This window comes from Actinoplanes sp. G11-F43, from assembly GCF_050589265.1.
GTDB lineage: Bacteria > Actinomycetota > Actinomycetes > Mycobacteriales > Micromonosporaceae > Actinoplanes.
In genome coordinates, this window is the sequence record NZ_JBNZCE010000068.1 from 1 (window position 1) to 19,044 (window position 19,044).

18 protein-coding genes and 1 pseudogene are annotated in these 19,044 nt (G+C 69.0%); 4 read left to right on the top strand and 15 right to left on the bottom strand.

Annotated features, from left to right (window positions below; translation table 11 throughout):
- Positions 1–672: 672 nt before the first annotated feature.
- Positions 673–984, bottom strand: a pseudogene (locus ACQ0O7_RS43950) (sacsin N-terminal ATP-binding-like domain-containing protein); the annotation flags it as partial.
- Between the two features lie 233 nt (positions 985–1,217).
- Positions 1,218–2,315 carry a DNA cytosine methyltransferase gene (locus ACQ0O7_RS43955; protein WP_430791881.1) on the bottom strand — a complete coding sequence of 366 codons (1,098 nt, stop codon included), beginning with the start codon at positions 2,313–2,315 and terminating at the stop codon, positions 1,218–1,220.
- Positions 2,316–2,578: 263 nt separating this feature from the next.
- On the opposite strand from ACQ0O7_RS43955, the gene ACQ0O7_RS43960 reads away from it, so the two are divergent.
- Entirely contained in the window at positions 2,579–3,289 is a 711-nt protein-coding gene (locus tag ACQ0O7_RS43960) for a DNA methylase (protein WP_430791882.1), read from the top strand.
- Positions 3,290–3,545: 256 nt separating this feature from the next.
- Positions 3,546–4,031 carry a very short patch repair endonuclease gene (locus tag ACQ0O7_RS43965; protein ID WP_430791883.1) on the top strand — a complete coding sequence of 162 codons (486 nt, stop codon included), beginning with the start codon at positions 3,546–3,548 and terminating at the stop codon, positions 4,029–4,031.
- On the opposite strand, the gene ACQ0O7_RS43970 is transcribed toward ACQ0O7_RS43965, so the two are convergent.
- The 7 genes from ACQ0O7_RS43970 to ACQ0O7_RS44000 form a co-directional block, all read right to left on the bottom strand.
- Positions 3,994–4,869: an NgoMIV family type II restriction endonuclease gene (locus tag ACQ0O7_RS43970; RefSeq protein ID WP_430791884.1), complete on the bottom strand. Its 876-nt coding sequence runs from the start codon at positions 4,867–4,869 to the stop codon at positions 3,994–3,996. The genes ACQ0O7_RS43965 and ACQ0O7_RS43970 overlap by 38 nt on opposite strands.
- Before the next feature lie 78 nt (positions 4,870–4,947).
- Positions 4,948–6,171: an MFS transporter gene (locus ACQ0O7_RS43975; protein WP_430791885.1), complete on the bottom strand. Its 1,224-nt coding sequence runs from the start codon at positions 6,169–6,171 to the stop codon at positions 4,948–4,950.
- Between the two features lie 131 nt (positions 6,172–6,302).
- A complete protein-coding gene (locus ACQ0O7_RS43980; protein ID WP_430791886.1) occupies positions 6,303–7,472 on the bottom strand; it encodes a PQQ-binding-like beta-propeller repeat protein in 1,170 nt (389 codons plus the stop codon).
- 53 nt (positions 7,473–7,525) lie between these two features.
- The gene (locus tag ACQ0O7_RS43985; protein ID WP_430791887.1) at positions 7,526–8,122 is read right to left on the bottom strand and encodes a DUF305 domain-containing protein; all 597 of its coding nucleotides are present in this window, start codon (positions 8,120–8,122) and stop codon (positions 7,526–7,528) included.
- A complete protein-coding gene (locus tag ACQ0O7_RS43990) occupies positions 8,119–8,934 on the bottom strand; it encodes a lytic polysaccharide monooxygenase (RefSeq protein WP_430791888.1) in 816 nt (271 codons plus the stop codon). The genes ACQ0O7_RS43985 and ACQ0O7_RS43990 overlap by 4 nt, the downstream gene beginning before the upstream one ends.
- A gap of 87 nt (positions 8,935–9,021) precedes the next feature.
- Positions 9,022–10,296: a HAMP domain-containing protein gene (locus tag ACQ0O7_RS43995; protein WP_430791889.1), complete on the bottom strand. Its 1,275-nt coding sequence runs from the start codon at positions 10,294–10,296 to the stop codon at positions 9,022–9,024.
- On the bottom strand, positions 10,293–10,979 hold the full coding sequence (locus tag ACQ0O7_RS44000) for a response regulator transcription factor (RefSeq protein WP_430791890.1): 687 nt from the start codon (positions 10,977–10,979) through the stop codon (positions 10,293–10,295). Before ACQ0O7_RS44000 ends, ACQ0O7_RS43995 begins: the two co-directional genes overlap by 4 nt.
- 36 nt (positions 10,980–11,015) lie before the next feature.
- On the opposite strand from ACQ0O7_RS44000, the gene ACQ0O7_RS44005 reads away from it, so the two are divergent.
- Positions 11,016–11,615: a DNA mismatch repair protein MutL gene (locus ACQ0O7_RS44005; protein WP_430791891.1), complete on the top strand. Its 600-nt coding sequence runs from the start codon at positions 11,016–11,018 to the stop codon at positions 11,613–11,615.
- On the opposite strand, the gene ACQ0O7_RS44010 is transcribed toward ACQ0O7_RS44005, so the two are convergent.
- Both ACQ0O7_RS44010 and ACQ0O7_RS44015 read right to left on the bottom strand, forming a co-directional pair.
- A complete protein-coding gene (locus tag ACQ0O7_RS44010; RefSeq protein ID WP_430791892.1) occupies positions 11,596–11,910 on the bottom strand; it encodes a hypothetical protein in 315 nt (104 codons plus the stop codon). The genes ACQ0O7_RS44005 and ACQ0O7_RS44010 overlap by 20 nt on opposite strands.
- A gap of 59 nt (positions 11,911–11,969) precedes the next feature.
- Positions 11,970–12,341: a hypothetical protein gene (locus tag ACQ0O7_RS44015; RefSeq protein ID WP_203801975.1), complete on the bottom strand. Its 372-nt coding sequence runs from the start codon at positions 12,339–12,341 to the stop codon at positions 11,970–11,972.
- A 283-nt stretch (positions 12,342–12,624) separates the two neighbouring features.
- Between ACQ0O7_RS44015 and ACQ0O7_RS44020 the strand changes: the two genes are divergently transcribed.
- Entirely contained in the window at positions 12,625–12,963 is a 339-nt protein-coding gene (locus ACQ0O7_RS44020) for an ArsR/SmtB family transcription factor (protein ID WP_430791893.1), read from the top strand.
- A 130-nt stretch (positions 12,964–13,093) separates the two neighbouring features.
- On the opposite strand, the gene ACQ0O7_RS44025 is transcribed toward ACQ0O7_RS44020, so the two are convergent.
- From ACQ0O7_RS44025 to ACQ0O7_RS44040, 4 genes are all read right to left on the bottom strand, one after another.
- The gene (locus ACQ0O7_RS44025) at positions 13,094–14,860 is read right to left on the bottom strand and encodes a LamG-like jellyroll fold domain-containing protein (RefSeq protein WP_430791894.1); all 1,767 of its coding nucleotides are present in this window, start codon (positions 14,858–14,860) and stop codon (positions 13,094–13,096) included.
- A gap of 334 nt (positions 14,861–15,194) precedes the next feature.
- Positions 15,195–16,607, bottom strand: a complete 1,413-nt coding sequence (locus ACQ0O7_RS44030) for a hypothetical protein (protein ID WP_430791895.1) — start codon at positions 16,605–16,607, stop codon at positions 15,195–15,197.
- A gap of 89 nt (positions 16,608–16,696) precedes the next feature.
- Positions 16,697–18,061: a hypothetical protein gene (locus ACQ0O7_RS44035; protein ID WP_430791896.1), complete on the bottom strand. Its 1,365-nt coding sequence runs from the start codon at positions 18,059–18,061 to the stop codon at positions 16,697–16,699.
- A gap of 32 nt (positions 18,062–18,093) precedes the next feature.
- A complete protein-coding gene (locus ACQ0O7_RS44040; RefSeq protein WP_430791897.1) occupies positions 18,094–19,035 on the bottom strand; it encodes a hypothetical protein in 942 nt (313 codons plus the stop codon).
- Positions 19,036–19,044 lie beyond the last annotated feature (9 nt).

Sequence of the window (19,044 nt, forward strand, 5' to 3'; positions counted from 1 at the left end):
TACGCGGCGGTCGTCCACCGAGGTACTCCTGAGTCCACACAACCCAGGCGAACCCTCATCGGACGACCGCCGTTACGCATCGTCACCCAGACGCGGGACCATGAAAAACGACCGCCGCGTTCTGAATAGGGCTCCAGGATTCCAGCCCTCGGATGTCTAAATAGTAGATGCTCAGGCCGGGACAAATTGAAGAAGAAAATTTCGGTCCATCCATGAAGGTCAGCTAAGCAGCCCTGAACATCAAGGGCGACAGCGTCGATGCCCGATATTCGGGATAGCACCATGAGTTCGGCGCGAAAATTCAAGCAATCATGCTCCCGAGCGGCCTTCCGATATGGACCGCCGACGCGATGCCTGGCCTTCTGCATGACCTGACCTGTGCCAAGAAACTCGACATCGCTGCTGCCCTGAACTGGGCCGCGCCGAACTCAACCGTCACCGTCCCACCCCGGCCGACTCCGGCTACGAAGGCGCCGGTCACGGCATCAAGACCCCGGCCAGTCAACCAGCCGACGGCAGACCTCTCGCCAACGCCAACCGCAGCAGGAACCGGCTGCTCCGCGACCTTCGTCGGCAAGGAGAAACGCGGCTTCGCCTTACTGACCGGCCGCTGGAAAGCCTGCACCACAGCACGATCGGCTCCGAAAGATCGGTGACGTAATCGCGGCAGCCCTACACCTCACCTACTTCGGATACCGCTACCTCGGCGAATCTTGCTGAAATCACGTCAATGAATGAGAAGGACACCGTGCGGCTCAGCACCAGGGGCGCGTCGGGGACTCCCCGAATCGATTTGACCCCGAGCCCGAACCTACCGATGTCATCACCGCGTTTATCGCTGAGGTAGGCGTGTGTGACCGCCTCCAGCCCTTCCTGCGCGAACGGAGCCCCATCGTTCGCGCAGTACAGCGTGTCGCCGACGACCGCCGCCTTCACGCGGCCTTGTCGACCTGAGCGTCGTAGGGCGTCGGCCGTGTTCTGGACGAGTTCGAGTACCTACCTCTGCGAGTACCCGCCGGTTAGGAAGCTGTCCTCCTGCGCGGCATGTTCACGCACGAGCGCCGGGTTTGCTTCATACTCCGCCAACATCCTGGCTCGATGGGCCTCGATCCACCCCGGAGTATTGGATCCGGTTCATCCCACGAGCTGAAGGTTGCCACGGAAGCCGTTATCGCTTCGTCTGTCCCGTTGTACGTAGCCCCCGGTGTGGCCGGTATTCAGTTCAAGTAGCCCTTGAGGTGCTTGGCGATGGCGGCGGCAAGACCCGAGGGGACGGCGTTGCCGATCTGCTTGGCGATTTCCGTCTTGGAGCCGCACCACAGGTAGTCCTTCGGGAAGTCCTGCAGCAGCGAGGCTTCATAGTGGGTGATGACCCGGTTTACTCGATGATCCGGGCGGCCCTCCTCCCACTGTGGGTGCAGGTATTGGCCCTTCTCCGGCTTGAAGAACTCCGTACGGATCGTCAGAGATGGAGCGTCCCAGCGCATCCGGCCCATGACGTCGGTAGTACCGGTCTTCTTCTCCCGCCAGCACCGCGACAGCAGGTGGTCCGGAAGATTGAAACGTCCGCCGCCTGGCGGGATGTGGTCATAGCGTTCGAGAGACATAGCCGTCGGCTGGCGACCGAAGTGAATGTCGGTTCCCTTGAACTCTCCGCGAATCCGCTGGCCGAAGTATTCGGTCATCGACTCGGGCAATTCAGTCGTCGTCGGTCGGGGGTCGAGCCTCTCGATCCGGCTACGAACTGTCTCCCACGGCAGCAGGTCGCCGCTCGGCACCTTCGCATGGGTCGGATCCGGCAGTGGGATCTTGCCGATGCGCGATCCGATCACGATCGTTCGTGGCCGGCGCTGCGCCACTCCGTAGTCCGCCGCCAGGAGCACCCCATGCGAGAGCTCGTAATCCTTGATCATGCCGTGGTCGGCCTCTGCCAGGAGGAGTTCGAACTCGCTGGCGCGGGAAAAGCGCTCCACGTTCTCGATGACGAAGACCTCTGGGCGTGCCTTGACGACGAAACGCAGGTACTGCTTCCACAGCGTGTTCCGCGGGTCGTCGACGTCCTTGCTTCCGAGGTTGGAGAAACCCTGGCAGGGCGGCCCCCCGATGATCACCTGAGCCCCGGGGATCTCGCTGTCGGGTACCTTCTCGATGTCACCCCACCGGGTGTGCGACTCACCGAAGTTCGCAGCGTAGGTAGCAGCCGCCGCAAGATCCCATTCAACGGACATGACGGGATCGAAGCCCTCACGCTTGAATCCGACGGTCATGCCGCCGCATCCCGCGAACAAGTCGATCATGCTCAGGCGGTCACTCACCCGCGAAATATTAGCCGCAGATCTTCGCGAGAGGCGTGACGCCGAGCGCTCCTCAGCAGATCGAGAGCGAGATCTGCACCTCAACCCCACCAGAGGGTCTGCGCAACAAGTTCGTCACGGAGATCTCATAGTCGCCGTACCGCCCGAGGAAACCCTCCCCGCGAACGTGATCCAGGGGTTTAGATCACTGGACAGATGTTCTATCGTGTCATGACGTAAGCCGACCTTCATGTCATGACACAAAGCCACTTTGAGGTGCGATGATGCCCAAAGTTCTTGACTTGTACTGCTGCGCTGGCGGGGCAGCGCGTGGTTACCAGAGAGCCGGTTTCGAGGTGGTCGGAGTCGACATCGAGGACCGGCCGAACTACTGCGGTGACGAGTTCGCACGGCGGGACGCCCTGGCCGTACTGGAGGAACTGGTAAAGAACGACGGCGAACTTGCTCATTACGGTCGGTTCGACTTGGTCCACGCCTCGCCTCCCTGCCAGGCGGGCTGCACCATCACCAACGGCACGAACAAGGCGAAGGGCTGGGGCCGCCGACACGAGCAGTTGGTCCCCGCCACCCGCGAACTGCTGGACGCCACCGGGCTCCCCTATGTCATCGAGCAACCCACGGGGCACGGGGGCCTGATCCGAACCGATCTGCGGCTGTGCATGGACATGTTCCCCATCGAGGAACCGCCCTGGGTCCAGCGTCACCGCGACTTCGAGATCCACGGCTTCGCTGTCGATCAGCCGAGGCACTCGAAACACCGCGGCTATGTACGTGGAATGCGGCATGGCGTCTACCGCGACGGCCCATACGTGGCCGCGTACGGCAACGGCGGCGGCAAGGCCAGCATCACCGAGATGCAGCATGCGCTCGGCATCGACTGGACCTCGGAGCGCGAGGAACTGACCGAGGCCATTCCGCCCGCATATACCGAATGGATCGGCGTGCACCTGCGCACGAGTGTCGGCGTGTCATGACACCTGTCATACTGACTTCGTGCCGAATGCGCCAAGAACCCCCCGGCGTACCGTTCGCATTCCCGACAGCATCTGGGATGCGGCGAAGGCCACTGCGGAACGACGGGGTGACAATCTGTCGGAGGTGATCCGCCAGGGCCTGGAACGGTATGTGAGGCGCAACCCTCCACCAGCCGCCCATGCAGACGATGACGGGTGATCCGCACGCGCTCCCCTGGTCGCGAAGCAATCCCACCCAGCGGGTGAGATGAAGCACATGTCCGACAAATCTTGGGCGTCGTCCGCAGGGGTCCGGAGGTCGATGCAGGCCAACACCGGACGTGACACCAAACCCGAGCTCGCCCTACGTCGGGCCGTCCATGCACGAGGCCTGCGATACTTCGTGAATCGGCGCCCGATCAAGGCGGTTCGCCGTACGGCGGATCTGTTGTTTCCCCGCATCAGGCTGGCGGTCTTCCTCGATGGCTGCTTCTGGCACGGCTGTCCCGAGCATCACACCATTGCGAAGACGAACGCGGCATTCTGGGCGGAGAAGGTCGCCACGAATCGTCGCCGCGACATCAACACCAATGACCACCTCGCCGGCGCCGGGTGGACCGTATTGCGCGTATGGGAGCACGAACCCATCGATGAAGCCGCTGACAAGATCGCAGAGACGGTGTCGGCGCTCCGACGGATGGATCATCGATCGGAAGGAGCCGGCCTCACGGGGAGGGCACCGGTAGCCGTTCGACCTCGCTGACCAGAGCATCGTAGTCCCGTAGACGTCGCTGCTGCACCAACCGCCGGAACGTCTGCATAGGCGACCAAGTCTCCGGATGCCGTCTGCCCCGCACTGCGAGAGCCGACATCGCATGCTCGAGCGCTGGGAGGTTGAGATGGTAGACGCAATCCACAGCCCCAGAACCGTCCCCGAGGATCTTCAACATCGAGGGTCTCGGCTCCATGGTGACAACTCCGAAGTGAGGCATCCGCCCTCTTCGCTGCGCCACCAGTTTCGCACCCTGCGATACGCAGTCCTGAGCGCGGTCCGTGCGTAAGGACCACTTGGACGAAAGAGCGATCTGCAGTCGGGCGAGGGTATCGCGCTGAGGCTCGGCGATCGTCACGTCGATCTTCAGCAACGCCTCCTGAGGCATGTGTTCCATGAGCTCGAAAGCAAGATCGTCCTGCCTCTGAAAAGCTTCTGAGGCCGCATCGAGAAGTCGCAAGAACTTCTCCCTCTCGATCGAAGAGCTCAGATCTCGGCTGGCGGCGATCAGCGGAGCCAGCGTCAGCACCGCCCCTTGGTGGCCTCGCCGGTACCGAGGGAAGACCGCTAAGTGTTCGTACTGCTCGAACGACGCCGCCGAAGCGCTTATGGCCGTCCGAAGGTCGGGGCGCAGTTCAGCCAGATGAGCCCGCACCTGCTGCTCGAGTGCAGCACCGGGATCGTCCGGCCCCCTTTGCCCGTCAGGGACACCGACGATCCGAAACAACTCCTGGCCCAGTTCCTTGGAGAGGCCGTCGTTGTTGTCGGAGGTGTTCGGATTTCCACCGGAACGGTAGCCGCAGAGCAGGGGCATGAACGGCGCAGGCATCCGATCAGCTTGCCACTACTCTGAGCCACGACGAGGATGCCGGTCAGCCTTGAGGCTGACCGGCATCCTCGTCGTGTGTCAGGCGGGTTGGGGTGTGGAACGGCCGAGCAGCAACGACCGGTTCAGGGAGTGGCCCTTGAGGCGGATCAGGGCTGCTCCGCCGATCAGGGCTGTCAGGGTGGTGATCGTGCCGGCGGTCAGTAGGGCTCCTCGGGCGCCGAGGGTGTCGCAGAGCCATCCCGTTGCGGGGGCGCCGACTATCGCGGCCAGGGAGGAGACGATTCCGACCGTGGCCAGGACTCGGCCTCGCATCTCCTCGCGCGTGTCCAGCAGGATTCGGGTGGAGACTACGGTGTCGACGATGACCGCGCCGGCCGCGATCGGGAGGATCAGGGCGGCGAAGCTCAGGACGTTCGGGGCGAAAGATGACGCCAGCTGCAAGGCGCTGATCACCACGCCGGTGCCCACCAGGACCCGCAGCGTGGAGCGGCCGGTGGAGGCCAGCAGCAGGCCGCCGGCTACCGCGCCGACCGCGAAGACCGTGGACAGCAGGCCGTAGGCGCCGGAGGTGCCGGCCAGTGGGCCGGCCACCATCGCGGCCATCGACACCTGGTAGTTGCGGCCGAGCGAGCCCAGCACGAACGACAGGGCCAGCACCACCAGGATCACCGGCTGGCCGAGGAGGTAGCGGAAACCGGCCACCACACCACCCTCAGAGGCTGAGGGGGCGGCCAGGGTGCGCATCTCGCCGAGGCGCATCGCCATCAGGGACGCGATCACCGCCACGTAGGACGCCGCGTTGATCAGGAACAGGGCGGATGGGCCGGTGACGCCGATCAGGACGCCGCCGAGGGCCATGCCGCCGATCCGGCCGGCCGAGTTGAGCACCGAGCCCAGGGCCAGGGCCGAGCCCAGGGCGGAGGTGGGGACCAGCGCCGAGCCGAAGCGGCCGAGTACCGGGCCTTCGAAGGAGCTGATCACGCCGGAGAACAGGGCGATCGCGTAGATCGTCCAGTTGCCGCCGGGGAGCAGCAGGGCCAGGGCCAGGAGGGCGCGCAGCACCTGGAAGGCGATCAGGAGGGGACGGGCCGGGAGCCGGTCGGCGATGACCCCGCCCCAGCTGCCGAGCAGCAGCACCGGCAGGGACTGCAGCATGATGACCGCGCCCATGGCGGTGGCCGATCCGGTGGTGGTGAGGATCAGCCAGTTCAACGCCAGCACCTGCATCCACGTGCCGCTGACCGAGACCAGGTCGGCGGCCGCCCACAGACGGTAGTTGCGCTCTCGGAGCGGCGCGAACATCGGAGCCAAAGTGGCGGCACCCCCACAAGGAAAGTGGCGCCGTCCGTCGGCGCCACCATCCTCGTCGGCCGGGGTGTGGGCCGCGCTTCGCCGATGGTGTCAGGTACAACCTGACCGCAACCGGGGCGACCCTAGGGTGCCCAGGTGCGCAGTACGCCGTCGTCCACCTGGTGGATCCGGCCGCCGGCCACGGTGACGGTGCCGGGCCAGGACTGGCCGAGTGGGGTGCCGTCGTCGGGGCTCAGCACCGGGCCGCCGGCGTAGAGCAGGCCGCCGGCCCGGACCGGCTGGGTTCCGGGTTCGGTCTGGGTGATCGACCAGGCTCGCCGGCCGTCGCCGGTGTTCAGGGCTTCGACGGTCTTGCCGTCGACCCGGTAGATCCGCTGCCAGTCGGCGGCGATCCGGCTGCCAGCGGACAAAGAGGCGGACAAAGAGGCGGACGAAAAGGTGGGCGAGGAGGCGGACGGGGCGGCTGCGGTCCACACGGAGTGGCCGTCGACAACGCGGATCGCACTCAATTTGCCCGATTTGTCCGTGGCATAAAAGTACTCACTACGCGGCGATGCGGCCTGGGCGGTCCACGAACCGGACCGTTTCCACAACTCCGTGCCGTCGGTGACGGAGAGGGCCACGGTGCCGTCGGGTAGACGTACCACAATCGTGCCGTTGGCAGCGACTTCCGAGGTCAGCGCGTTCTTCCGGGTCCACAGCGCCCGGCCGTCGGTGACCGCGAAGGCGGCTACCAGGTCCTCGTCGGACGGGGAGCCGCCGGAGACCACGATCACGTGTTTGTCGACGACGATCGAATGGACCGGGTTGTCCAGGCGGAGTTTCCAACGGGGCAGGCCGGTGCGGGCGTCCAGGGCCAGCAGCCGGCCGTCCGGATCGCTCTGCGAGTTGCAGTCGCCGCCGGCCACGATCAGCAGGCCGTCGCTGAGGGCCAGGGTGGGGGTCTCGTTGTCGGCGGGGTCGTCCCAGTCGTACCGCCAGAGGGTTTTTCCGGTGGCCGCGTCGTAGGCGGAGACGCCGAGTTGGTCGCTGACGTGGACCCGGCCGGCGGCGAGTACCGGGCCGCCGAAGGTGGAGCAGCTTCGGGTGCTGGTCCGTAACGGGACGTGCCATTTCTGGGTGATCCGTCCGATGGTCAGGCCGGTGATCCCGGTCTCCAGCGGATTGAAGTGGCTGTCCTCGGCGTCATAGCCGGGATGGTCCCAGAGGGCTGCGGTGGTCGCGCTCGCCGGCGCGGTGCCGGCGAGCGCGAGGGACAACACGATTGCGGTGGTACGGCGCACAAAAGGCATGGTCCGAAGTTATGCGGGCCAACCATCAGGTATCGGATGAAACGGCGAACCGATCAGCCGGCGAGCAGTTTGAGCATCTGCTGGACCTGGTCGGTGCGGGACTGCTTGACCCGTTCGGCGAACGACTTGGTCAGCTCGTTGCCGCCCTTGTCCAGTTCCAGCTGGGCGAACTCGACCGCGTTGTGCTGGTGTGCCAGGAAGAGGTTGAGGAAGGCGGTCTCGAACTGGGCCTTCTTGACCGTCTTCAGCGAGGCGATCTCCTCCTCGCCGGTGCTGGGCATGCCACCGTGGTCGGCGTGCAGGCTGACCCGCTCGTCCAGGGTGGTGGGCTTGCCCCACTCGGTGAGCCAGCCCTTCATCAGCTTGATCTCGTCAGCCTGGGTGACCTGCACGGCCTCGGCCAGTTGGACGACATCCGCCCGGCCGGCCCGCTTCGCCGCGATCCTGGCCATCTCCTGGCCCTGCTCCTGGTTGTCGATCAGCATCTGCAGGAACATCACGTCGGTGTCGTTGAACGTGGCGCCCGCCGCGTCGATCTGCGAGACGTTGGTGACGCTGGGCGGAGGCGACGACACCGGGGCCTTGTCGGTGCCGCAGGCCCCGAGCAGGAACGGCAGGGCCGCGGCGACGGCGATCAGGCGGCGCTTCACAGCGGCAGCCAGAGGGCGAGCGTCCAGATGCCGGGCTCCCAGCTGCGGATCGAGTTGTGGCCCTGGCGGCACTCGTAGGTGACGCCCTCGTAGGTCACCTTGTCGCCGGCCTGGTAGGAGACGCCCGGCGCCCAGGCCTGGCCGCCGCCACCCGAGGTGGGAGCCGTGGTGGGCGCCCCGGTGCTCGGCGGGGTGGTGGTGGGGGCAGTGGTCGGGGCCTTGGTGGGGGCCGTAGTGGGGGCCGCGGTCGGCGCGGTGGTCGTCGGCGCGGTGGTCGGGGTGGACCCTCCGCCGCCGGTGCCGCCGATGTTGACGTCCACGCAGTTGTAGAAGGCCATCGGGGTGTCGCCGATGTTCCAGACCGCGAGGACCGTCTTCTTGCCGGAGAACCGGCTGAGGTCGACGGTGTGCGAGACGCTGGCCGCCGGGATCTGGTTGTTGTCGTCGAACTTCGCGACGGACGCGCCGTCCACGAAGTACTCCCAGGTGGCGGTGCGGTGCCGGGCGGTCAGCACCCAGCTGAAGGTGGCCGACCGGCCGACCGTGGCGGCCGGCCAGTTGCGGGACTCGTCGTTCAGCTCGGTGAACGCGGCGCCGCCGCCGTTGCACTCCGTGGAGCCCTTCGGGGCCTCCACGCTCTGCGGCTCGAACTGGATGGCTCCGCAGCCGGTGACGGTGCCCGCGGCGCACAGCGCCTGCCGGCTCGGCGGCGAGGAGACGTAGCCGTGTGCCATGGCCGGCGACGCGGCGACCGCCAGGCTCGATGCGACCATCCCGAGGGTGGCCAGCGGGTAGGCGATCATCCTGCGCATGTCGGCACTCCAATTCCGTTCTGGCTGGTACTGCCGGAACGTTAGGAGCGGTTGCCATAACAGAGCCTTAAAGCGACCGGAAATGGCTCATAAACCGGGGTGCAGCAGGAATCCGATCCGGGCGCCGCCGAGCGGGCTCCGCTCGATGATCATCTGGCCGTGCACGGTCTCCGCGGCCCGGCGCACGATGTCCAGCCCCAGCCCGGTCGAACCGGCGCCGCTGAAACCCCGCCGCACCGCGGCCGCCGGATCCGGGATGCCCGGTCCGGCGTCGTCGACGAGCAGGCCGGTCGACGACACCAGAACCCGGAACGCGGTGCCGTCCGGGGTGTGCGAGAAGACGTTGCCGAGCAGGGCGTCCACCACCAGGATCACCTCGCCGGCCGGCATCGGGAGCAGCACCGGCTCGTTGCCGCCGACCACCTCCCACGGCCGCTCCTGGTCCTCGGCCAGCACCGACCAGAAGGCCAGCCGGTCGGCCAGCACGTCGACCAGGTCACACTGCTGGGAGCCGCGCTTCTCGATGCTGCCCAGACGGGCCCCGGTGATGATCGCTTCGAGTTCCTCGTCGAGCAGATCGCACGCCTGGCGCATCCGCTCGGCGATCGGACCGGGCGGCATCGCCTCCACGTCGAGACGGAGGCCGGTCAACGGCGTACGCAATCGGTGGGAGAGATCGGCGGCCAGTTCCCGCTCGCGGTCCAGCAACCGTCGCAGATCGTCGGCCATGCCGTTGAAGGCGCTCGCCGCGTCGCGCAGTTCGCGCGGGCCGACCGGGGTGATCCGCTCGTTCAGCTCGCCGCCGCCGAGCCGCCGGCTGGCCGCCGCGAGCTGCCGGGTGGCGCGCACCAGCTGGCCGCCGAGCCGGTCGGCGAACAGGGTCGAACCACCGACCAGGACGACGGCCAGGCCACCGAGGGCGAGCCAGGCGGCGACCACGCCGCGCCGGGTCTCCTCGTCCAGGACGAAGACCTCCACCACTACGGTACGGCCGTCGGTGAGCACCGTGGGCTGCAGATACGCGACCCCCTCGGTGGTGTGCGCGGTGGCCGCCCGCCGGTCCTGCGCGGCCCGCTCCACCACGCCGCCGGTCAGGTGGGAGACGCCGATCGGCTCCTCCCCGGGCAGGTGCACGGCCAGCCGCCCGGAGCTGCCGGCCGGGGTGCTGGCCACCGCGTTGATCAGGGTGACCGGGTCACTGTTGACGCCGAGCACGGTGACCATCGAGGTGGCCTGCTGCCGGGCGTCCGAGATGGCCCGGTCGTAGGCGATCTGCCGGGTGGCGACGGCGAGCGGCACCAGGAAGGCCAACGCCACCATCGAGGTGATCGCCAGGGCCAGCCGGTTGAGCGCCCACCTCACTGCGGATCGACCATCATCACGCCCACCCCGCGGACGGTGTGCAGGTAGCGCGGTTTCGCGGCGGTCTCGCCGAGTTTGCGGCGCAGCCAGGAGATGTGCACGTCGATGGTCTGTTCCTCACCGATCCGGGCCTGCTGCCACACCTGGTTCATCAGCTCGCGGCGGCTGATCACCTGGCCGACCCGCTCGGCGAGATAGGCGAGCACGTCGAACTCGCGCCGGGTCAGCTGCAGCGGCTCGCCCCGCAACTCCACCCGGCGCTGCCGGGGCCGGATCACCAGTTCGCCCACCGTGATGGCGTTGGGCTGCTGCTCGACGGTGGCCCGGGCCCGCCTCAGCACGGCCGAGATGCGGGCCAGGATGTGGCCGCCGGAGAACGGCTTGGTCACGTAGTCGTCGGCGCCGGCCGAGAGCAGGGCGATGATGTCCGCCTCGGAGCGCCGGGCAGTGGCCACGATGACCGGTACGTCCGAGACGGTACGCATCATCCGCAGCGCGTCGGTGCCGTCGATGTCGGGCAGCCCGAGGTCGAGGATGACCAGGTCGGGCCGCTCCTGCGTGACGATCTTCAACGCCAGGGCAGCCTGACCGACCGGGCGCACCACATGCCCGGCGTCGGTGAGCGCACGGGTCAGCGCGGCCGTGATGATGCGGTCGTCCTCGACCAACAGGATCATCGCCATGGCGCTAACCATAGGGGCAGGTGAGAGGATGGCCTCGTGCGATCTTCCCGGTGGGTGCCGGTCGCGGGGTGGTGTCTGGCCACCGCGACCAGCATCGTGCTCTCCTCGGTGGCCCTGACACCGGTGCTGAGCGCCGCCCGCGCCGAGTCCGGTGAGCTGCCCGACATCAGCCAGCTCCCGGCGCCGACACCGGCGGCGGTGACCGGCACGAGTGTCACCCCGCCCGCGAAGTCGACGACCCGGCCGGCGCCGTCGCGGACCCGCCCGGCACCGGCGTCGTCGTCCGCGTCGCCCGAGCCGGATCGCCCGGCGAGGTCGTCCGAACCGCCCCGGGTGACGCCCACCACCAAACCGGCGACGACCACAGAAGACGGATGGACCGTCACCACCAGTGATGGTGTCAAGACGTATCTGAAGTCGTTCGTGACCGGTGGCGGCACGGCCGTGATCCGGATGACCAGCAAGGGCACCGTCGCGCTGGTCACCGCCACTCCGGCGGACGGTTTCCAGGTGGTGAAACAGGGCTCCGACGTGAACCTGGCGGTCTACTTCAACGCGCCGAACCACAGCTTCATCGTTCACGCACAGTGGTTCAACGATGCCCCGCTCGTCGAAGTCAGCGAGATCGGCGGCTGAAGATCACGGTCCGGTCCGGCACAGGTGTCTCGCCGACGTGTGGGGGCGATCCGCCGTCCGGGACGTGCTCCTGACCGTCCGAGCAGCCGGCGCCGTCGGCCTCGCCGCGCAGATCGCCGTCCCGGCTGGCCCTGGTCACCGGCACCGATCTGACCACCGCGATCGGGGCCGGGCTGACCCCGTACCTGATCGGTGACGTGGTGAAGACGCTGCTCGCAGCCGCGCTGCTGCTCGGAGCGTGGATGCTGGTCGGCCGCCGGGCCGGAGCCGGCCGGCACTGACCCGCGATACCCACAGGCTGTGTGCACAGCCTGTGGATAACTCGAACAGATGTGCGAATCCGGTCAGCCCCGGCTAGAGGTCCAGGCCGCCCTCGATCCGCTTCAGCTGGTGGCGGGCCAGGGCCAGGTTGGCGCGGTCCTTGTTCAGGGCGATGTACAGGAACAGGCCCTGCCCGGACCGGCCGGTCAGCGGGCGGATCAGGTGATACTGCGAGTCGAGGGTGATCAGGATGTCCTCGATCTTCTCGTGCAGGCTCAGCATCTCCATCGTGCGCAGCTTCGCCCGTACCACCTCGGTGTTGGCCGCCGCCGCGACCTGCAGGTCGAAATCCCGGCTCCCGCCGGCCACCCCCAGCGCCATGCCACTGGAGCGGTCGACCAGCGCGGCGCCGATCGCGCCATCGATCTGCATCGCGTCCTTGAGAGCTACATCCATGTCCGGCATCTGATCCTCCACATCGGTCCGGGTCTGTGGCAGAGCGTGTACGACACCGGCCGGAACAGGTCGCACACGATGTCCGCCTCGACACCCTCGAACCATGGGTTTATGGAGCGTGTAACGAGGGACTTGAAGATTTCTGCAACTCCGAAACTTCTGATTGCTTCACGTCGCGGTGCGTCGTGGGCACGCTTGCGAAGAGCAACAACTTGGGTACGCCGTAACCACGCCCGTGTCGCACAGTTGTGAGGAGTGTTGGAGCCGGGAGTCTGGGCAGAGGGGACGGGACGTGTCAGTGCCGCTGTACCAGGCGAAAGCGGAGATGTTCCGAACCCTCGGTCACCCGGTTCGGATCCGGGTGCTGGAACTGTTGCAGACCGGGCCGCTGCCGGTGCGCGACCTGCTCGCCGAGATCGACGTCGAGGCGTCCAACCTGTCCCAGCAGCTCGCCGTCCTGCGCCGGGCCGGCATCGTCACCTCGTTCCGGGACGGCGCCCTGGTGATGTACAGCCTCAGCACCCCGGATGTCGCCGACCTGCTCGCCGCCGGCCGGCGCATCCTCGGAGCCGTCCTCACCGATCGGGACGGCCTGCTGGTGGAGTTACGCGCTCAGAAACTCGCGAAGTAGGACGCGGCCATGTCCTCGTCACCGTGACCCTGCCCGGCGGCGCGGCGGAACCGTTCGGCTCCGGCGGCCGGGCAGGTTCGGTGTGGCGGATCGCGCGGGAGCGAGGCATGGCGTGATCCACCCACCGAACCTAGCGGCCGTCCTGGTGGGTGGGGCGGCTGGTCTCCACGATCTCGGTGATGCCGTCCGCGGACAGCTCCGTCCGATATGCCCGGACGTCGTCGATCAGGCCGTGGAAACGGTCCGTCCAGACGCCGTCGGACCAGGACCGGGCCACCTGCACCGGGCCCGGCGCGTCCCAGGTCGCGGTGTGCTCGGCGGTGCCCTCGGCCACCCCGTCCACGAAGATGGTGATCTCACCGTGCTCGGCGTCGAAGGTGGCCGCCAGATGCGTCCAGGTGCCGACCCGGGGCCGCGACGACGCGGACGTGCCGTCCAGCTCCGGGGCGTTCCGGTCGGCCCGTGGCATGGTCAGCCGCCAGGAGTCGTTCGACTTCTCGTACTTGAGGGTGAAACCGCTGGCCGAGGCGCCCGGCTGGGAGAGCACGCCGTGCGGGCCGTCGGTGTCGGCGAGGTTCACCCAGGCCATCACCGTGAAGCTCTGGTCGGTGCGGACCGCCGGGCCGGACCCGCTCACGAACGCGTCGGTCCCCGGGTCGAACCGCATCGCGGCACCCGATGCCGACCAGCCCACGTCTGGGCTCAGCGCCGCCTCGTTCCCACTTCCGGACCGGTCGCAGAGGGTCTGCCCGGAACCCTCGTCGGCCGGCCACCAGAGGGCCGGAGCGCCGGACGGGCCGGCACTGGCCGGGGCACAGTCCGGCGGGGCCGAGGACTCCACCGCGGAGATCGGCGGCTCGGCGGCGTCACCGGCCCGGCCCGGGAACAACTGCACCACCCCGAAGCCGATCGGCAGCAGCACCAGGGCGGCGGCCAGCGCGGGCAGACGGCGGGGCCGGGCGGAGGGCGCGCCGTCCATCGGCAAGGCCCGGACGACGGCCGGCACCGCCGGGCCGAGCGCGGGTGCCGACGGGACCGGGCCGGCCGGCCCGGTCGGATCAGCCGAGCCGGGCGGATCGGGCGGATCGGTTGCATCGGTCGGATCGGGCGGCTCGGGGATCATCGGCTCGGCGACCACACTCGCCGGGACCACGCTGGTCAAGCCCACGATGTCGGCGGCCGAACTCCGCGCCAGCCGCGCACCGGCCCGCAGCCGCACCTGCCGCAGCCGGGCCGCGAACTCGGCCATCGTCTCCACCGCCGGGACCGGCGTCAGAACCTCGTCGAACAGCCCGGTCAGCCCCGGCCAGGCCCCGATGATCTGCACATCCTCCAGGCCACGACCCGGCCACGGGCCGCCGGTCACCGCGCGGAACATCAGCGCCGCCAGATCGGTGACGTCGTCGCGCTGGGTCGGCGGCGGTGTCCCCGGCGGGCGGGGCGCCGCGAAGTCGGTGATCATCGGGACGCCGTCCACGCCGATCAGCACCGACTCGGCCCGCACCCGGCCGTGGGTCATCGGCTGGGCCCAGGCCAGCGCGTCGGCCAGGGCGATCGTCAGCTCCAGGGCCACGGCCGGCGACGGTGGGTCGTCACGCAACACGTCACTGAACGGGCGGGCGTCCACCGGGTCCAGGGCCAGCCACGGGCGGCCGGTCGCGGTCACCCCACCGGCGCGCACCGGCACGATCGTCGTGTTGCGGCCGAGACCGAGAGAGGTGGCAACGTATGCGGCGAAAGCGGACTCCTCCGAGCGGTCGCCGACAAAACGGTGGAAGAGCCTGAGCACCACCCACCGCCCGGCCCGCTCATCCCAGGCTCGGTAGACACCGGCATCCGCCCCGGTGCCCGTCCGCTCCAGACGGGTGTAGCCGGCCGGGGTGTCGATCCCCGCCACGTGTCGCCCTCCCCCACAAACCTCGAAATACGGATCTCACCCGACCGGTACGGCACCGGCAACGCCCTCCCGGTCAGCAAGATCAACCGAAGATTCGTTGTGGTTCGCGGCCTCATTCCTATCCTGCCGGGACCCCGTACTGTGCATCCGCCGGGTTAACAATCCCGCTTCGGTAGTCACTTCACTAGCGGATTCACCCGAATAGCGTCCTATTTGGAGAAAGGCTTCGCATTTTGCTGATCGCGCAATGCGGGCGATAGGCGCATATTTCGGGCGCGACGGTGTGGCGAAGGCCAGAGGGATCGCCTCTGGCCTTCGGGTGCCGGGTCGGTCGTCAGGCGGGATCGGCTCCACCCGGCGGCGGGCTCGCGGGCGAAGCGGCGGGCGCGGGCGACACGGGCGCGGGCGACACGGGCGCGGGCGACACGGGCGCGGGCGACACGGGCGCGGGCGACACGGGCGCGGGCGACACGGGCGCGGGCGGCACAGGCGCCACGGGCGAAGCGGCGGCAGGCGCGGAGGCAGGCGCGGCGACGGCTTGGGCTGCGGCGGCCTGGGCAGCGGCGGCCTGGGCGGCGTCGATGTCCGGGCGGGCGGTCAGCACCGCCTGCACCGTCTCGCGCACGATCGCGGCGATCTGCACGGCCTGGTCCTGCACCGCGGTCTTGCGGCGCCGCCGGCGGCGGATGCGCCACATCACGTACAGGACAAAGCCGACCACCACCAGCAGGATGATCAGTTGCGGCCAGGGCACCGACCAGGTGGCCGCCGAGGCCGAGGCGACCGGGACGGCCGGATCGAGTTCCTCGCCCTGCCGGGACGGGGTGGGGCGCAGTTCGACGGTCGCCGTGGTGCGGAACGTCGGCCAGATCCCCGGCACCAGCATCGAGTAGTCGAGTGAGTTGCCCGGCAGGAGTTCCGGCATCGGGTCCAGCGTCGCCTCGATGCCGGGCAGGCCGAGCCCGCCCGGGACCACGATGGTCTGCTCGGCTCCGATCCGGACGTTACCGGTGTTGGTGACGGTGTAGCTCACCCGTACGTCGCCGGGCTCCAAGGGGTTGGTGTTGCCTTTGTACTCGGTCCGCACCTCGCTGACCGTGAGTTCGGGGCGCAGCGCGCCGGCCACCCGGACATACATCCGGGTGCCGAGACGGCGGTCGATGATCACCGCACGGCCCTTGTCGTCGGTGCCGGGCGCCCGGTACGACGTGACGATGCCACCGGTGTGGTCGCCGGGCTCGGCCGCGGACGGCACCACCATGGTGAACGGGACGTCGACGTGCCCGTTGGCCGGCACCTCGATGGCCGCCTTGCCGAGCACGATCCACTTGCCGACGTCGCTCGGCGGGGTGGCGGCCGGCAGCAGGTCGAGCGCGCCGGACGAGGTGTTCAGCGCGTCGCTGGAGTAGATGGTCAGCGGCAGCGGCTTGTTGCCGAAGTTGCGCACCCGGATGCTGTCCTCGATGCGCTGGCCGGGTGCCAGGTCGTGGGCGAAGTTCGGCCGCTGTGGGCTCTTCTCGGTGGGGGTGGGCCGGACCGACCAGGTCAGCGACGTGTCCGGGGCGGCGGCCGCGGGCGTGCCGGGCAGCAGCACGCCGGCGAGGGGGATCGCCGCGGCGATCAGGGCCCGTCCGATCCGCGGGAGGGCGACCGCCCAGATCGTGCTCGCGCCCGGCCGGTTCACCGTGGTCATGCCCTTGTCGGGGTCGGTGGCCGGTTGGTGATCCGGCCGGGTGCGCAGTGCCATACTCGTTCTGTCCTGTCGTGGCTGGTGTGCGGTTCGTGATGGGGCGGGCGGCCGGTATCCGGGACCATCGGATACCGGCCGCGTCTCCACTAGGAGAGGGCGGTGACCGTGAGGGTCGCGGCGTACTCTCCAGCCGCCGTGTCGGCCGGCAGGCGCAGGTCGAGGTCGGCGCCCACGCTGGCGGTGCCGCTCGCGTGCCCGTCGGCCGCGGTGGCCAGGGTCGACGAGCCGGCCAGGCCGGTGCCGCCGTTGAGGCCGGTGGCCACGGCCGAGCCGGCCACCGCGCCCGCACCGGCGGTGAGCACCTTCGGCGTCCAGCCGAGGTGGCTGCCGGAGAGGCCGCCGGTGAAGTCGGAGACCTGGCCGGAGATCGACCACTCGGGGCCGTTCTGCCGGGTGTCGGTCACCGTGATCGGGTCGATCGCGCCGGTCGCCTGCAGGTAGGTGCCCTTGGCGCTGGTCTCGCCGAGGTTCACCGCCTTGTCGCCGTCGATGTTCCAGAGGAACTCGCCGGGCTCGACCTTCTTCGGCACGGTGACGCTGATCGACTGCTGGCCGCCGTCGGAGCCGCCGGGCTCACCGGGCTCGCCCGGCTCCCCCGGAACCTCGCCGTCGCCGTACGCGATGGTCAGGGCACTCGGCGCCTTGTACGGGTCGGCCGCGCCACCACTGCTGTACCAGTAGGAGGTCAGGCCGGTCGCGTAGTGGAAGTCCACCCAGCTGTCCGGCCAGGCGCCCCAGCCCGCGTTGGTGCGGTTCTGCGGGGTGCCCCCGGAGCCGGCCGGCGGGGTGTACTCCACACCGGTGTACCCGGGTGTGGTGGTGAAGCCGACGGTGTTGCCGCTGTCCACGTCGGACAGGTCGGCGACGACGACACCGTTCACCGGGTCGAGCGGAACCTTGACGTTCGGGTTCTCCATCGACGAGCCGTAGCCGAAGAGGGTGGCCTTGACCGTGCCGCCACCGTTGGCGTCGACGGTGACGACCGGGTTCTTGATGGTGAAGGGGACCAGGCCACCGTAGAAGTTGATCGACACCTCGCCGGTGAAGGCCAGCTCGGTGACGCCGGTCGCCGGGTCGACGGTGCCGGCGCCGCCGGACCAGACGATCTGCTGGTTCATCGCCTTGGCGGGGGCGCCGGCGCACTTGCTCGCCCAGGTGGGGGCGACCCCGTCCTTGACGATGCTGACGTCGCCGACGGTGGTCCGGTAGTTGGCCTGGGTGCCGTCGGACTCACCGGCGGACAGGAAGTTGCAGCCACCGAACGGCGGTGCGGCCTGCAGCTCGGTGCTGACACCCCAGGTGAAGGTGGCGTCGTCGATCGTCTGCGGCGCGGCGAACGCGGGCGTGGCGCCCACGGCCACACCACCGGCGGCGACCGTTCCGGCCACGGCGATCGCCGCGAGCCGCCGGCCCACGCCGCGCGGCTGGGCCGCGCGATCAGGGATGGACATGGATGGGTACCTCCTACTAGTGCGGTGGATCTCTAGGAGAGTGGGGTCGTGGGGGTGGCCCGGCGTCGCCGCCGTCGCCACCAGATGCCGCCCGCGGCTAGCACCACCAGGGCGGTCAGCGCGGTCAGCGGGATGAACCAGCCGATGCCGCCGGTGCTGCGGACGGAGCGGGTGCCGGCCACCGCCCGGCCCTCGATGTCGCCGCCGGAGTCCGCCTCCTCGACCGCGACGAGGTCGGCGGATTCGGCGGTGCCGGTCGCGGTCGCGGCGTTGGTCGCGCCGGCGGCGGGTGCGGTGGTCCGGGTGGGTGCGGTCGTCGTGGCCGCGGCGGGCCGGGTGGGCGCGGTGGTGGGCTCGGCCGCCGTACCGCCGCCGGAGGGGGCTTTGAAGGTGATCCGGGTGAACTTCTCGTTGGTCTTGCTGGCCACCCCGTGTGCCCCGATGGTGTAGACCCCGCACTGGACCTTCAGGCAGTCGTACGTGCTGGACTTGCCGTTGCTCGTGGTGCTGAAGGTGGATCCGTTGATCTTCAGGGTGGCGCGCCAGTCGCCGTCGTCGTCCATGTGGAAGTCGGTGGCCTCGCCGGAGGCCCCGCCGGTGGTGAACGAGACCATCCGCATCGTCCCGCTGCCGTCGTCACGGGTGCCCGCGTCGCCGGCCTCGCCCGGGTAGGCGTAGGTGACACCGGGTGTGCCGTCGTTGTTGCCGGAGTTGCGGATGCTCGGCCCGAAGCCGCCGGGGTCCTTCACCCAGCCGAAGAAGAGGTAGACGCCGCCGAACACCTCGACTCCGGGCGCGTGCGGCGGCACCAGATAGCTCCGGCCGGTGACGGTGATCTCGGAGACCTGGTCGGACGGCAGGGTGCTCTTGGAGACGGTGAGTTTCGGCGTGGCGGCGAGGGCTCCTGCCGACGGTGTCACCGTCAGGGCCAGGGCCAGCGCGGCGACACCGGCCAGGCGGGCGGCGAGGTTCATCGGGACTCC